10 protein-coding genes are annotated in these 14,341 nt (G+C 73.3%); 1 reads left to right on the top strand and 9 read right to left on the bottom strand.

Annotation, left to right across the window (positions count from 1 at the left end; genetic code table 11):
• Positions 1-218: 218 nt before the first annotated feature.
• The 9 genes from Q7W29_08775 to Q7W29_08735 form a co-directional block, all read right to left on the bottom strand.
• Positions 219-3,287, bottom strand: a complete 3,069-nt coding sequence (locus Q7W29_08775; GenBank protein ID MDO9171909.1) for a C1 family peptidase — start codon at positions 3,285-3,287, stop codon at positions 219-221.
• A 184-nt stretch (positions 3,288-3,471) separates the two neighbouring features.
• Positions 3,472-5,475, bottom strand: a complete 2,004-nt coding sequence (gene priA / locus Q7W29_08770; GenBank protein ID MDO9171908.1) for a primosomal protein N' — start codon at positions 5,473-5,475, stop codon at positions 3,472-3,474.
• A 141-nt stretch (positions 5,476-5,616) separates the two neighbouring features.
• A complete protein-coding gene (locus Q7W29_08765) occupies positions 5,617-5,991 on the bottom strand; it encodes a response regulator (GenBank protein MDO9171907.1) in 375 nt (124 codons plus the stop codon).
• Between the two features lie 44 nt (positions 5,992-6,035).
• Positions 6,036-8,675, bottom strand: a complete 2,640-nt coding sequence (locus Q7W29_08760; GenBank protein ID MDO9171906.1) for an ATP-binding protein — start codon at positions 8,673-8,675, stop codon at positions 6,036-6,038.
• A complete protein-coding gene (locus tag Q7W29_08755; protein ID MDO9171905.1) occupies positions 8,672-9,073 on the bottom strand; it encodes a response regulator transcription factor in 402 nt (133 codons plus the stop codon). Before Q7W29_08755 ends, Q7W29_08760 begins: the two co-directional genes overlap by 4 nt.
• On the bottom strand, positions 9,070-10,086 hold the full coding sequence (locus Q7W29_08750) for a response regulator (GenBank protein MDO9171904.1): 1,017 nt from the start codon (positions 10,084-10,086) through the stop codon (positions 9,070-9,072). The genes Q7W29_08755 and Q7W29_08750 overlap by 4 nt, the downstream gene beginning before the upstream one ends.
• Before the next feature lie 129 nt (positions 10,087-10,215).
• Complete coding sequence (tsaD, locus tag Q7W29_08745) at positions 10,216-11,226, bottom strand: tRNA (adenosine(37)-N6)-threonylcarbamoyltransferase complex transferase subunit TsaD (GenBank protein ID MDO9171903.1); 1,011 nt, start codon at positions 11,224-11,226, stop codon at positions 10,216-10,218.
• On the bottom strand, positions 11,223-12,788 hold the full coding sequence (locus Q7W29_08740) for an NAD(P)H-hydrate dehydratase (GenBank protein MDO9171902.1): 1,566 nt from the start codon (positions 12,786-12,788) through the stop codon (positions 11,223-11,225). Before Q7W29_08740 ends, tsaD begins: the two co-directional genes overlap by 4 nt.
• Position 12,789: 1 nt before the next feature.
• A complete protein-coding gene (locus Q7W29_08735; protein ID MDO9171901.1) occupies positions 12,790-13,527 on the bottom strand; it encodes an HAD-IA family hydrolase in 738 nt (245 codons plus the stop codon).
• Positions 13,528-13,629: 102 nt separating this feature from the next.
• Here Q7W29_08735 and Q7W29_08730 point away from each other — a divergent pair.
• On the top strand, positions 13,630-14,341 hold a 712-nt coding region (locus tag Q7W29_08730; GenBank protein ID MDO9171900.1), incomplete at its 3' end, for a CPBP family intramembrane metalloprotease.

Genomic DNA, 14,341 nt, shown 5'->3' with positions numbered 1-14,341 from the left:
GGCGCGCGACCGCCGCCCTGGTCGCCGGCGACAAGAAGGCGCGCGGCGGCGAGGTGCGCTGGGTGCTGCCGCTGCGGATCGGCGCGGTGGACATCGACGCGCGCGTCGGGCTGGACGACATGCTGGCGGCGCTCTCGGGCTAGGGGCGTCCGGGACCGGGCGCGCGAAGGGCCACCCCGCCGGGGTGGCCCTTCCTCGTGCCCGCGGCGCGCCGCGCGCTACTTCGCCAGCACCAGCTTGGCCGAGCGCTGCTCCCCGCCCGTCGCCACGCGCAGCAGGTAGACGCCGGCGGCGGCGGCGGCGCCGCCCTCGTCGCGCCCGTCCCAGACCGCCTCGTGCCGGCCGGCGGCCAGGTCCGCGTCCGCGAGGGTGCGCACGCTGCGGCCGCGCATGTCGTAGATCCGCACCTCGACGCGGCCGGCGCGCGGCACGTCGAAGCGGATCGTGGTGCGGGGGTTGAACGGGTTGGGGACCACGTCCGCGATGGCCAGCGCGCGCGGCGCATCGCCGGCGGCGGTGGCGCCCGTCGTCAGGATCGCCGAGTACCCGCCGACGTGGCCGTCCTGGTCCACCGCCACCACCACGAAACTGCCGTCGGACTGCGCCGAGGCGAAGGCGTGGTCGGGGTGCGCGACGACGCCGGCCACGTGGGCGGCGGCCGGCTGCGTCGCCGCGTCCGGCAGGCGGTAGACGACGTAGTGGTCGACGTCCGGCTCGGCGTTGGGCGCCCAGTCGAGCGCGACGCCCGTGAGCGCCGGCTGGGTCAGGCTGAGCTGGGCGACCGCCGCCGGGGCGACCGGCGCGCAGCCGGGCCCGCCGTACACGCCGATGTCGGCCCGCGAGCCGTCGGGATCGAGGCAGGCGGGGTCGGGATCGCCGCGGTCCAGGCAGGGCGAGTGCAGGGCCAGCGCGTGGTCTCCGGCCGCCGCGTCGCAGAAGCCCGGCTCGGCCAGGATGTCGTGGGCGCCGCCCGTCAGGCCCACGTAGTCGCCTCCGGGGTTGTTCCACAGGACGTTGTGGTCGCCCGCGAAGCTGGCGGCGCTGCCCGCCAGGCCGCCGTGCGCGTTGCCGGCGACGACGCTGTTGCGCAGGACCACGGAGCCGGCGCTGGTCAGGAACACGCAGCCGAAGCCGGTGCCCGCGCTGCCGAGCAGCAGCGTGTTTTCGAGCCGGACGACGGGCGACGAGTCCACCGCCAGGGTCGCGCCGAGCACGCTGGCGGCGTTGCCCGTGAAGACGGCGTTGCGCACGTCGAGATCCGCTCCCGCGACGTTCACGGCGCCGCCGCGGTCGATGCGGGCCGAGTTGTCGTCGAAGAGGCCGCCCTCGACGACGAGGCTGCCGCCCACGACGTGGAAGGCGCCGCCCTTGGCGTCCGCGCGGTTGCCGACGGCGGTGACGTCCCGCGCGACCACCGTCGAGCCGCTCGCCGACAGGGCCGCCCCCGCCGCGCAGCGGCGGTTGCCGGTGAAGGTCTCGCCGATCAGGTCCAGCCGGCTGTCGAGGGCGTAGACGCCCGCGCCTTCGTGCCCGGCGACGCTGTCCATGCAGGCGTTCTGCAGGTACCGGTTGCCGGTCAGCACCGCGCCGTCGGCGTTGATCAGGGCCACGGCGCCCCCCAGGTCGGCCCGGTTGCCCTGGAACACGCAGCCCTCGATGCGGGGCGCGCCGTTGACGGCGATGATGGCGCCACCGGCCCCGTTGCCGTTGAAGGGATTGGCCGTGTTGTCCGTGAACACGCAGTCCCGGATGGTGGGCGAGGAACCGTTGATGTAGATGGCACCGCCGTGGCGGCCGAAGAACGGGACGCTGCTGATCCCGCCGACGCAGTCGTGGAACTCGAAGCCGACGACGCCGGCGTAGCCGTCGAGGCCGCCGCCGAAGCCCCTCGCGCTGTCGATCGACTGCAGGCGCGTCGCGCCCGGCGCGGGGTCGCGCGTGGTGAAGACCGGGTTCCAGCCGCCGATGATGGTGGTCGGCGTGGTGACGGACACGCGCTCGGCGTAGTCGCCGGCGGCGACGAGCACGGTGTCGCGACCGGTGCAGGCGACGAGGGCGGCGGCCAGGCTGCGGGCGGCCGTGGCGACCGACTCGTAGGGCGCGACGTCGCCGCCGGACGGCGAGACGTAGCGCGTGCGGTGGCCGAGCAGGCGCATCCGGTCCGGGGAGGTGCCGAAGCCCTGCCGCGTGTCGCCCAGCGGGACGACGCAGAACTTGAGCAGCGTCGTGGAGTGGTTCGGCAGGGTCCACAGGTAGTGGCCGCTGTTGGGCACGTCGTCCGCGATCTTGGTGTCGAGGTAGCCGTCGAGGGAGGCCCAGATGTCCACCGTGGCCGCGGGGGCGCCGCTCGTGGTCCAGGCGATGTCGACCGTCTCGCCCGCCAGGTAGTCGCGGTCGTCCAGGGGGCCGAGCACCGTGACGTTCGTCGGCGGCACCAGCAGGTCGATCTGGGTCGTCGAGGTGCCGATCAGCGACACCCCGTACTTGATGGTGAAGTACCCGCCCTCGCCGAAGCTGGCGCCCCAGGAGTTCTTGCAGATCCAGCCGCCGGTGCCGCCGCAGGCCCGGTCGTCCCAGCCGACGATCAGGATCAGGTGGTTCGTGTAGGGACCGACGTTGTCGGTGTAGCAACCGGTGCCGTAGCTAGGGAAGGGCTCGTCGGCGTTGAAGGCCGAGCAGACGGGGCCGTCGAGCAGGGCGGTCTTGATCTGCGTCACGTTGTTCGAGACGTAGTGCCAGCTCGTCACGAAGCCGAAGGGCAGGTGGGCGGACTGGGTGCAGTTGCTGACGGTGCCCTCGGTGTACGGGATGTCCTCCTCGTGGACGGCCCCGTAGGTCATCGCCACGTTGTAGACGGCCGTGGCCCAGCCGCCGTCGCAGTCGGCGCCGTACGGGTTGCAGAGGATCATCTGCTGTTCCGACAGGTTCAGGTCCTGGCCGTAGAAGATCTTCAGATGCGACTCGATCTGCCCGACCGCGGCGAAGGCCCAGCACGAGCCGCAGCCGCCCTGGTCCTTGACCGAGGTCAGGCCGTCCAGGCTCACCCAGCTGAAGTTCGACGGCAGGTCGACCTTGTCCGTCGGGTAGATCTTCAGGTGGTCGAGGTACTCGCGCTGGTAGTCCGGCGGCAATTCGAAGCCGTACAGGTTGGCGCGACGCTCCGGCGTCAAGCTGTCGGTGAACGCCGTCGTCGGCTCCCAGGTCACGCCGGACTGGGCGAAGGCCGCCCCGGCGGCGGCGGCGACGAGCAGGCAGGCGAGGGCGGCCGAGCGGGTCCTCGCGGTCACGGAAGCGCAAAAAAGATTACACGGACGCATCGGCTGCCTTTCGTCCGAACCCGGTGGTTGGTGCGGGATGTCGCGTCGGCGGCGATCGCACGCCGCTGCTCCATGATACCACGTCGACCGGCCGCGGGGCAAACCCGGCCTGCGCCCTCCCCCGCTCGCGACATGCAACGTGTTTCCCGACAACTCAATACAGGCCGACGGGATCCACGTCCAGCGTGACGTCGACGGCGGTGTCGGCGGCCAGGCGACGCCCGCGGTCGGCGAGCCAGGCCCGCTGGGCGTTGGTCGTGGGCCCCTTGACCAGCAGCTGCCAGCGGACGCGGTTCTGGAGCCTGGCGAACACCGCGGGCGCCGGCCCCAGCACCTCCAGCTCGGGCATCGGCAGGTGGGCCCGCAGCAGCTCGCCGAAGCGGCGGGCCGCGTCCTCGACGTCGGCGGGGCGCCGGGCCGCGAGGCCCACGCGCAGCATGCGCCGCGCCGGCGGGTAGCCCGCGGCCTCGCGCTGCGGCAACTCGGCCGCGGCGAAGGCCGCGAAGTCGTGGCGCGACGCGGCCAGGATCACCGGGTGGTCGGGCTGCCAGGTCTGGAAGAGCACGGCGCCGGGGCTCTCGCGGCCCGCGCGGCCGGCGACCTGGGTCAGCAGCTGGAAGACCCGCTCGTGCGCGCGGAAGTCGGGCAGCGTCAGGCCGTCGTCGGCCGCCAGGACGCCGACCAGGTCGACGCCGGCGAAGTGGTGCCCCTTGGCCACCATCTGGGTGCCGACCAGGATGTCGGCGCCGCGCGCGGCGAAGGTCGACAGGATCGCGCGGTGGCTGCCGCGGGCGCGGGTGGTGTCTTGGTCGAGCCGCAGGACGCGCGCCTCCGGGAAGTGCGCCGCCAGCGCCAGCTCGAGCCGCTCGGTCCCCGAGCCTCCGGGCAGGAAGGCCGGGCCGCCGCAGTCCGGGCAGGTGTCCGGCTCGCGCCGCGCGAAGCCGCAGTAGTGGCAGAGCAGCTGGCGCGGGCGCAGGTGCACCGTCAGCGCGATGTCGCAGTGCGGGCAGGCGACCGGCACGCCGCAGGACGTGCACTGCAGGACGCGCGCGAAGCCGCGGCGGTTGTAGTAGAGGATCGCCTGGCGGCCGTTGGCCAGGCACGTTTCGAGCCGGGTCAGCAGCGCGTCCGAGAAGCCGTCGGACGCCGGCCCGCCGCGCATGTCGACGATCTCGACGACGGGCATCTCCCCGACCGGCCGGTCGGCGAGCAGGATCTCGCGGTAGCGGCCCTCGCGCGCGTTGCGCACCGATTCGAGGTCCGGCGTCGCGGAACCCAGCACCACGCAGGCCCCGGCCTCGCGGGCCCGCACCAGCGCCGCGTGGCGCGCGTGGTAGCGCGGCTTCTCCTCCTGCTTGTAGCTGGCGTCGTGCTCCTCGTCGACGATCACCGCGCCGAGGTCGCGCAGCGGCGTGAACAGGGCCGAGCGCGGCCCGAGCACGACCTTCAGCTCGCCCGCCGCCGCCGCCTCGTGCACGCGGCAGCGCTCGCCCGCGGACAGGCCGCTGTGCACCGTAGCCACGCGGTCGCCGAAGCGCGCCGCCACGCGCGCCTCGGTCTGCGGGGTCAAGGCGATCTCCGGCAGCAGGTACAGGGCGCTGCGGCCGCGGGCCAGGGCTTCGGCGATGACCCGCAGGTAGACCTCGGTCTTGCCGCTGCCGGTGACGCCGCGCAGCAGCAGCGCGCCGTAGCTGCGCGACTCGAGGCGGTCGACCGCCCAGGCGACGGCGCGCTCCTGGTCGGGCGTCAGGCGCACGTCGACGGCGTCGGCGATGGGGTAGGCCGCCGCGGCGCGGCGCGGCCGGGCCTTCGTGCCGGGGGCCGGCGGGTGGAACAGGGGCACGAGTTCCCCGACCGGCAGCGCGTAGTAGCCGGCCATCCAGTCCAGCAGGCGCCGGCGGTCGTCCTCGATCCGGTACGCCGCGGGGAAGCGGTCGCGCAAGTGACGCAGGCGGTGGCCGTCGATCTCCGCGACGTCGGCGGCCGCCTCGCGCACGCCGACGACCAGGCCCGTCACGGTCCGCCGGCCCAGCGGCGCCGAGACCAGGTCGCCGGGTTGCACCGGCGGCGCGGGCCAATCGTCCGGGACGCGGTAGGTGAAGGTCCTGTCCAGAGGCACCGGCAGGGCGACCTCGGCCAGCGTCGCGACGGCGGCCATGCCTGGTTCCTCCGGGGAAGCGGGACGTCGGCGGGAAGCGTGCGGTGGGAGTCTACACGGCGCGGCGGCAGGCGTCCACGGCGACGTCCGGCCCGGGCGCCGCCCCGGACCGGTACGCGTCGTCGCGCGGGTCTTGGTGGGTCAGCCGTGGCGGACACCGAGGAAGGTCTGCACCGTGTCGACCAGCCGCTGGGGGCTGAACGGCTTGGTGATGTAGCCGTCGGCGCCGCAGTCCCGGCCGCGGGTGCGGTCCTCGCGCGAGTTGCGCGCGGTCAGCAGGACGACCGGGATGTCCTTGGTGCGCAGGTCCGCCTTGAGGCGGCGGCAGGTCTCGAAGCCGTCGAGCCGGGGCATCATCACGTCGAGGATGACGAGGTCGGGCTGCTGCTCGGCGGCCAGGCCGAGCGCGGCGTCGCCGTCGGCGGCCTGCAGGACGGCGTAGCCCTCGGCGTCGAGGCTGAAGTCCAGGATGCTCAGGATGTAGGGCTCGTCGTCGACGATCAGGATCTTGCGCACGGTGGTGCCTCCGTCCCTCGGGTGTCGTTCGCGTCGCTTGCCGTTCAGATCGCGGAGCTGTCGCCGGCGACGGCGCCGACGAGCTCCCCCGCCTCGCTCTCGGGGGCGCTGTCCGCCGCGGCCCTCGGCGCCGGCGGCGGCAGGGCCAGGTTGCGCGCGTGCTGCACCTCGCCGATGCGTTCGGCGTGGCGCTGCGCCTCGTCCAGGAAGTTCGTCAGGGTGCGCGGGCAGAACTGGCTGCCGGCCCGCTGCTGCATCTCGTCGAGCGCCTGCTCCAGGGTCACGGCCCGGCGGTAGGGGCGGCCCTGCAGCATCGCGGTGAGGCTGTCGGCCAGCATCAGCAGCCGCGCGCCCAGGGGGATGTCCTCGCCGGCCAGCCCCCGCGGGTAGCCCGAACCGTCGTAGTGCTCGTGGTGGTGCAGGACGATGTCGTGCACCTCGCCGGGAGCGTCGAGCGACGAGATCAGCTGCAGGCTCAGGTGGACGTGCTGCTGCAGGATTTCCCACTCCTCCGGCTCGAGCGGCGGCCCCTTGTAGATGATGTCGTCGGGGATGCCGGTCAGGCCCAGGTCGTAGGTCTGCAGCGCGAAGGCCAGGCTCATCAGCTCGGGCTCGGAGAGGCCCATGCGCCGGGCGGTCTCGATGCAGACGTCGTGGCAGATCTCCGCGAGGTCGTCGTGGCGGGCGCGGCGGATGGCCACGCTCTTGCGCAGGGCCTGCGCGAGGTCGCCGAACTCGCGGTTGCTGTGCTGGTGGACCACGACGCGCTCCAGGACGTGCCCCAGCCGCGCCGCGATCGCCTGCAACAGCAGGCGGTCGCACACGCCGAACGGGCGGCCGTCGAGCCGGCTGGCGACGTTCACCACGCCCACCACGCGCCCGTCGCGCGTCACCGGCGCGCTCAGCAGGCTGCCGGTCTCCAGGCGGTCCCCGGCGCGGTCCGACGCGGCGCGCACCCCGGCGGCCGCGGCTTCGCTCAGCGCCGGCTCCCCGGTCGCCCAGACGCGCCCGGCCACGCCCTCGCCGCGCGCGAGGCGCATGTCCTGCACCACGCGGTCCTCGAGGCCCATGGCCGCCTCGACGACCAGGTGCTCCCCGCCCGCGTCGGGCAGCAGCAGCGCGACCACGCGCGACCGCAGCAGCTCGCCGACCCAGTGGATCAGCCGCTCCGCGAACTCGGGCACGTCGTTGAAGACCGTGAGGCGGCCGTTGTTCTGGCCCCGGCGGACGATCTCGTCCCGGCGCGGCAGCAGGGCGTTGAAGCGCACGCCCTGGGGCTGCACCCGCTCGCCCCAGATGCGGCCGCCGTGGCGCGTGACGATGTCGCGGCAGATGGCCAGCCCGATGCCCTGGCCGCCGTGCTCGCGCGTGCTGGAGCCGTCGACCTGGTAGAAGCGGTCGAAGATGTAGGTCATCTTGTTGTCGGGGACGCCGATGCCGTTGTCCTCGACCACGATGCGCACCGACGAGACGCCGTCGACCAGCGACAGGTGCACCTTCCCCCCGCTCGGGGTGAACTTGAAGGCGTTGTCCAGCAGGTGGCGGATCAGCTGGCGCACGAGGTCGGCGTCGACGCCGAGCAGGATCTCCTCGCGGTCCACGTGCATGGAGAACGCGATGCGCTTGGTCTCGGCCTGGGTGCGCGCGGAACCCTCGATGCCGCGCACCAGCGCCACGAGGTCCGTCTGGTGGCGGTTGAAGGTGACCTGCTCGCGCTCCATGCGCTCGAGGTCCAGGAGGTTGTTGACGATGCCCGTGAGCTTCTCGCTCTCGGACTGGATGACGCGCAGGAACTCGCCCTGGGCCGCGTCGTCCATGCGCTCGCGCCCGTGCACCAGGGCCTCGCTGTAGGCCTTGATCGAGGTCAGCGGGGTGCGCAGCTCGTGGCTGACGTTGGCGACGAAGTTGTTCTTCAGCTCGTTGTGGTAGCGCAGGCGGTCCGAGGAGCGCGTCAGCTCCTGGTTCTGCCGGTGCAGCCGCGAGTAGAGCTCGGCCGAGGCGATGGCCGTGGCCGCCTGCTGGGCGAACAGCTCCAGCATCTGGATGGTCTGCAGTCCGGGCACCTTGTGATCGACCGGATCGTCGACGCTCAGGTAGCCTCGGATCTCCCCTTCGGGCGAATTCAGGGGAATGATCAGCGCATCGCGCTCGTCCCAATCGCCCTCGGCGCGCTTCTCCTGCGCCTGCGTGTAGGCGTCGGCCAGGGCCTGCTCCGCACCCTCGATCGTGTGGCGGATGAGGTAGGAATTGGAGACCAGGAACTGCGGCAGGGCCATCTTGCGGAACCCGGTCAGCGTCATCGGGCTGTTGCGCAGGTACTCGATGCCTTCCTCGTCGATGCCGGAGAAGGCCTTCGCCTCGAAGACCTTGTCCGAGACGTTGTAGATGCGCAACAGGACCATGCGGAAGCCCAGCGATTCCCGCACCGACTGCGTGATCTCGTGGAGCAAGTGCTCGGAATCGCGGAAAGCGTGGATGCGCGCCGAGATCGCCAGCAGGCTCTCCAGGCCGCGCACGCGCTCCTGCCGGTCGTGGAGGTCGTTGGAGCGCTGGCGCACGCGCCAGATCTGCCAGACCAGCCCCGCGACCAGGGCCAGGATCGCCACGGCGTAGGGCACCGGACCGCCGGGAGCCGCCGCCACGCCGGCCGGGATCGCACCGAGATTCGCCAGGAACTGCATCATGTCACGTCCTTCCCTGCATGGACCCGCCGCGCGGCCAGGGCGTCGGCGACTTGGCCGACCAGTCGGCCCATCACGAAGGGTTTTTCAAGGTACAAGTCCGCACCCGCGGCGAGCATCTCCGCCCGGGCGGCGCCGTCGTGGCGCGCCGAGAGCGCCACGATCGCCGTGCGGTCGTGGCCGGGGTTGCGCCGGATCAGGCGCGTCGCGTCGATGCCGTCGAGCTTGGGCATCATCACATCCATCACGATCACGTCGGGGCGGAAGGCGGCCACCTGGTTGAGGCCCTCGATGCCGTTGCGGGCCACGACCGCCTGCCAGCCTTCCTGCGCGAAGGCGCGCGACATCAGGCCCGCGAGGTGGGGCTCGTCCTCCACGATCAGCACGCGCACGTCGTTCATGGCTGCTCCGGACGCCGGGCCGAAGGCGCCTCGCCCTCGTCGCGGCCGTCCGCCGGCGGCGAGGTCTGCGCCGCGGCCGCGTCGACCGGGAAGCGCCGCTCGTGGATGATCTGGCTGCCGGGCAGGGATTTCCCGTACTTCTTCAGCTCCGCCGCCACGGCGTTGAGCCGGCCCACGTGGCCGAAGTTCCCCTGCTGCTCGACGACGACCGCGACGGTCAGCGACACCGGCGGGAACCGGCGCAGCCGCCCCGTGCGGTCGGGCAGCTCGATGTAGCCGCGGCGGCGGTCCTCGGGCTCGTACTGCCCGAGGATGTTCCGGTCGAACTCCACGACGATGCGCTCGGCGAGGCCGTCGGCGTCCTGCGGGCGCGACACGGCGACGAAGTCGTCGCCGCCGACGTGGCCCAGGAAGGCGTCGTCGCAGGCCATGACCTCGCTCGTGAGCAGGTCGGCCAGCATCGTCAGGACCGCGTCGCCCTTCACGTAGCCGTAGTGGTCGTTGAAGGCCTTGAAATGATCGAGGTCGAAGTAGAGGAACCCGAAGGTCTGGCCCGCCTCGAGCCGCCGGTTCAGCTCGCGCGCGATGGCGCGGTTGCCGGGCAGGCCCGTCAGCGGGTTGGCGTCGCGCTGGCTGCGGCTCAGCTGCAGCATGTTGCGCACGCGCAGCACCAGTTCCTCCGGCACGAACGGTTTGCACAGGTAGTCGTTGGCCCCCTGCTCGAGGCCGCGCACCTTCTGCGGCGTCTCGCCCTTGGCGGTCAGCATGATCACCGGCAGGTGGTGGGTCCGGAACCGGCCGCGCAGCTCGCGCAGCACGTCGAACCCGTCCAGGCCCGGCATCATGACGTCCAGCAGGACCAGGTCGGGCAGCTCCTGCTGCAGGCAGGCCAGGGCCTGACGCCCGTCCTCGGCCAGGTTCACCTGGAAGCCGCCCTGTTCGAGCACGTGCTTCAGGATCGTCCGCAGGTGCTGGTCGTCGTCGACGACCAGGATCGTCTCGGTTTCGCGCATCGGCACCATCCGTGCAAATCGCAACGGGATTACTGATTACAGGCAGAACCGACGAACCTGTCGCAAGGGTCGTGCCATCATGGGGACGTCCGCGACGCGGGCGGGAACGATGGGGCGGGAGGAGGCAGGTCAGCGCCAGGAGGCGAGCGGAGCGCGCGCAAACCCATCCAGATCAAAGGGATCCGAGAATCCCGCCGCCAGGCGGGCGTGGCCGGCGCAGGCGATCATGGCCGCGTTGTCGGTGCAGTAGACGCGCTCGGGGGGGCGGAATGCGAATCCGCCGGCCGCGGCCTCCCGGGCGGCGCGGTCGCGCAGCCACGAGTTGGCCGCCACGCCGCCGGCCAGGTAGACGCCCCGCACGCGGTGCTCGCGGGCGGCCTGGAACAGGCGCTGGACGAGCACGTCGACGACCGCCTCGCGCAGGGCCCGGCAGATATCGGCCACGGTCTGGTCGTCCAGCGGCCGGGGCAGCGATTCGACCAGCACGCGAACGGCCGTCTTCAGGCCGCTGAAGCTGAACACCAGGCGCGGGTCGCGGGTCAGGGGCCGCGGCAGTTCGAAGCGGCCGCCCCGGCCGCGCTCGGCGAGGCGGTCGATGACCGGGCCGCCCGGATACGGCAGGCCCAGCAGCTGGGCCGACTTGTCGAAGCACTCCCCCGCGGCGTCGTCCAGCGTCCAGCCCAACCGGCGGTAACGGCCCACCTCGGTCATCAGCACGACCTCGGTGTGGCCGCCCGAGACCACCAGCACGGCCGCGGGCAGGTCCAGCGGGCCGGACAGCAGGTTGGCCAGGATGTGGCCCTCGATGTGGTGGACCCCGACCAGCGGCTTGCGCGCCGACCAGCAGAGGGCCTTCGCGGTGGACAGCCCCACCAGCAGGGCGCCGATCAGGCCGGGACCGGCCGTGACCGCCACGCCGTCCAGGTCCGCCAAGGCGAGCCGCCGCCGCTCCAGCAGCACCTCGATCAGGGGCAGCAGGTTCACCAGGTGCGCGCGCGAGGCCAGCTCCGGGACCACGCCGCCGAAGTGGTCGTGCAGGTCGACCTGGCTCGAGACGAGGTTCTCCAGCACGCCCTGTTCGGAGTCGTAGAGCGCGACGCTGGTGTCGTCGCAGGAGGTCTCGATGCCCAGGACCTTCATGCCCACGCCCCCGCCAGGTCATCCAGCTCGGCCAGGGCGGCGGGCAGGGAGTCGGCGACCTCGCGGGCCAGCACGGCGCGGCGGGAACCGCCTTCGGCCGCCAGCTCCCCGGCGCGCCCGTGCAGCCAGCAGCCCAGCAGCGCGGCGTCGAGAGGTTCGCAGCCCTGGCCCAGCAGGCCGCCGATCAGGCCGGTCAGCACGTCGCCGGTGCCGCCGTGGGCCAGCGCGTCGTGGCCGGTGGGGTTGAACCAGAGCGTGCCGTCCGGGGCGGCCACCAGCGTCGGCGATCCCTTGGCGACCAGCACCACGCCCCAGCGCGCGGCGAGTTCGGGGACGAGGTCGAGCCGGCGCGCGGCCAGCTCGGCCGGGTCGAGGCCCGCCAGCCGGGCCAGTTCGCCGGCGTGCGGCGTGACGACCGCCGGACCGACGCCGCCGCGCGGCGGCAGGCCGAGACGCGCGAAGGCGGACAGGGCGTCGGCGTCGATCACCGCCGGCTGCGACGATGCGGCCAGCAGTTCCACCACGAAGCGGTCGGTGTCCGGGTCGTCGCCGAGGCCCGGGCCCACGGCCAGGGCCCGCTGGCGGTGCAGCAGCGCGGCCAGGTCGTCGCCGGTCACGGGCAGCAGTCCGCCGCGCGGCCCGGTGGGCAGGCCGACCACGGGCGCTTCGGGGACGAAGGACGTGGCCGCGGACGCGTGCTCCCGCGGCAGGGCGAGGGTGACCAAGCCGGCGCCGGAGCGCAGCGCGCCCAGCGCCGCAAGCAGCGCCGCGCCGCCGAAGCGGGCCGAACCGGCGAGCACCAGCACGGTGCCGGCCCCGTACTTGTGCGTGTCGGTGGGGCGCGGCGGCAGCAGTTCGGCGTAGTCCTGGGGCAGCAGCCAGTGGCGGGGCCCGGTGTGGCGGGCGCAGGCCTCGTCGTCGAACCCGATGTCCACGACCGACAGCGCGCCGACGTGGTCGCGCCCCGGGGGCAGCAGCAGGCCCAGCTTGGGCAGGCCCACGGTGATGGTGGCGTCGGCGCGCACGGCGACCGGATCGACGGCGCCGTCGTCCCCGCCCACGCCCGAGGGCAGGTCCAGGCTCGCGATCGGCGCGCCGCCGTCGTTCAGCGCCGCGAACAGCGCGGCGTGGTCGGGCCTCAGCGGCAGCGTGACGCCCGTGCCGAAGACCGCATCGACCACCAGGTCCGACTCCGCGCACAGGTCGCCGGCCCGGTCGGCCCAGGCGTCGGGCGGGATGGTCTCGACGGCCACGCCGGGCGGCAGGCGGTCGAGGTTCGCGCGGGCGTCGAGCGCGAGGTCGACCGCGGCGGCCAGCAGCAGCACCCGCACCTCGAAGCCCAGGTTCTCCAGCAGGCGAGCCACGACCAGCCCGTCGCCGCCGTTGTTCCCCTTCCCGCAGACCACGCCGATCTGGGCCGGCGGCGCCAACGCGGGGAACTCCCGCAGCAGCTGCCAGGTCATCTCGCGGCCGGCGCGCTCCATGAGCTCGCGGCCGGGCACGCCGCCTGCGATCGTCTCGCGGTCGATGGCCGCCATGCCGGCGCTCGTGGCCACGCGCATCTCAGGCCTCCCCGGCCGGCCGCTCGAGCCGCTCGAGCACGTCGAGCAGCTGCAGCAGGTCGTCGATCACGAAGTGGGCGCCCGAATCCGTGGTCCGCGGGCGGTCCGGCGAACCGTAGGTGTCCCCGTAGCGGGCGTAGACCGTGTGCAGGCCGGCGACCAGGCCGCCGACGATGTCGCGCTCCGGCCAGTCCCCGACCATCACCGCCTGGCCCGGCGCGACGCCGAGCCGTTCGAGCGCCATGCGGAAGGGCACGGGGTCGGGCTTGCGCGCGCCGGTGTCGTCGTGGGTCAGCACGACGTCGAACACGTGCTGCAGGCCGAGGTAGCAGAGGCGCAGCCAGGCCTCGAAGCGCGGCGCGTCGCTGACGACGGCCAGCTTGTAGCCGTCCTTGACCAGGCGGTAGACCACGCGCTGCACGTGCGGGTACGGCACGAGCGAGGCCTCGCGGGCGCGGCGGTAGGCCACGACCGCCGGCGCCAGCACGTGGTCGTCCACGCGCCCCGTGGCCTCGGTCAGGAAGCGGTTGAAGACGCGCTGGTGCTCGATGCCGACCTCGTCGTAGATGGCGAAGATGCGGTCGTAGACCAGCTGGGGGTCCATCACCAGGCCGGCGTCGATCATGGCGTCGGCCGCCGCCCGGATGGCGCCGCGCTTGGCCTTCATGAAATCGGTCAGCGTGTTGTCCAGGTCGAAGACCACCGCCCGGATCTTCCGTCCCTCGCGCAGTTCCGGCATGTCGCCCCTTTCGCTCCGCAGCCGTCGGCTGCATATTAACCGTTCGGTGAACCCGCGCCAAGGCGGGCCTGACGACACGCTCCCCAGGACGGAAGGACCGCCTTGCATCCCGACGACCCCACGCCCGAACCTGGCTCCCGTCCGCCGGAGCGGCCGCTCCCCGGCGACGGCGGCTGGCGCGGCTGGTCCACGCGACGGCTGGTCCTGCTGGCGTTCTCCCTGATGGCGTCCAACCTCGCCGCGCAGGTCCTCGCCTTCCAGCTGACCGACAACCTGTTCGCCGCCGCCGGCGCCGGCGCTGTACTGACGATCCTGTTCGCCGCGGCCGCCTCCCAGGCGCGCGGCGCCCCGCCGCAGGCCGCCTTCGACCTGTCCCGCATGCCGGCGGCCGAGCACGTCCTGTGCGCGGCCGCGGCCCTGGGCTCGCTGCTGCCCACCTCGCTGCTGGCCGGCCTGTCCTCGCGCCTGCACCCGCCGGGCCCCGAGTGGATCGCGATGTACAACAGCCACCTGCCCGACAGCGCCGCCGGCATCGCCCTGGCGGCCGTGGCGGTGGTGGTGGCCGCGCCCCTGGCCGAGGAGATGGTCTTCCGCGGTCTCGTCTACCGCCTCGGCCGGCGCGCGTGGGGGCCGTGGCCGGCGGCCGTCGTCTCGGCGCTGATCTTCGGCCTGGTCCACGGCGAGCCGTGGTACCTGTTCGGGCTGCTGGCGCTCGGCCTGCTGCTGGTGGCGGTCTACGAGCTGACCGGCTCGCTCTGGTCCGCGGTGATCGTCCACGCGGTCCACAACGCGGTGGCGCTGGCCCTGCTGGTGG

The organism is bacterium, from assembly GCA_030654305.1.
Lineage (GTDB): Bacteria > Krumholzibacteriota > Krumholzibacteriia > LZORAL124-64-63 > LZORAL124-64-63 > PNOJ01.
Note: the sequence above shows the minus strand (reverse complement) of the source record. Positions and strands in the feature narration are given on the sequence as shown.

Coding starts and splice junctions, on each gene's coding strand:
- priA (MDO9171908.1), bottom strand. CDS start 5,475: ATGGCCGCCGTCGCGACGCTGGCCGAGGTCGCCCTGCCGGTGCCTCTG.
- Q7W29_08760 (MDO9171906.1), bottom strand. CDS start 8,675: ATGATGCAGTTCCTGGCGAATCTCGGTGCGATCCCGGCCGGCGTGGCG.
- Q7W29_08755 (MDO9171905.1), bottom strand. CDS start 9,073: ATGAACGACGTGCGCGTGCTGATCGTGGAGGACGAGCCCCACCTCGCG.
- Q7W29_08750 (MDO9171904.1), bottom strand. CDS start 10,086: ATGCGCGAAACCGAGACGATCCTGGTCGTCGACGACGACCAGCACCTG.
- tsaD (MDO9171903.1), bottom strand. CDS start 11,226: ATGAAGGTCCTGGGCATCGAGACCTCCTGCGACGACACCAGCGTCGCG.
- Q7W29_08740 (MDO9171902.1), bottom strand. CDS start 12,788: ATGCGCGTGGCCACGAGCGCCGGCATGGCGGCCATCGACCGCGAGACG.
- Q7W29_08735 (MDO9171901.1), bottom strand. CDS start 13,527: ATGCCGGAACTGCGCGAGGGACGGAAGATCCGGGCGGTGGTCTTCGAC.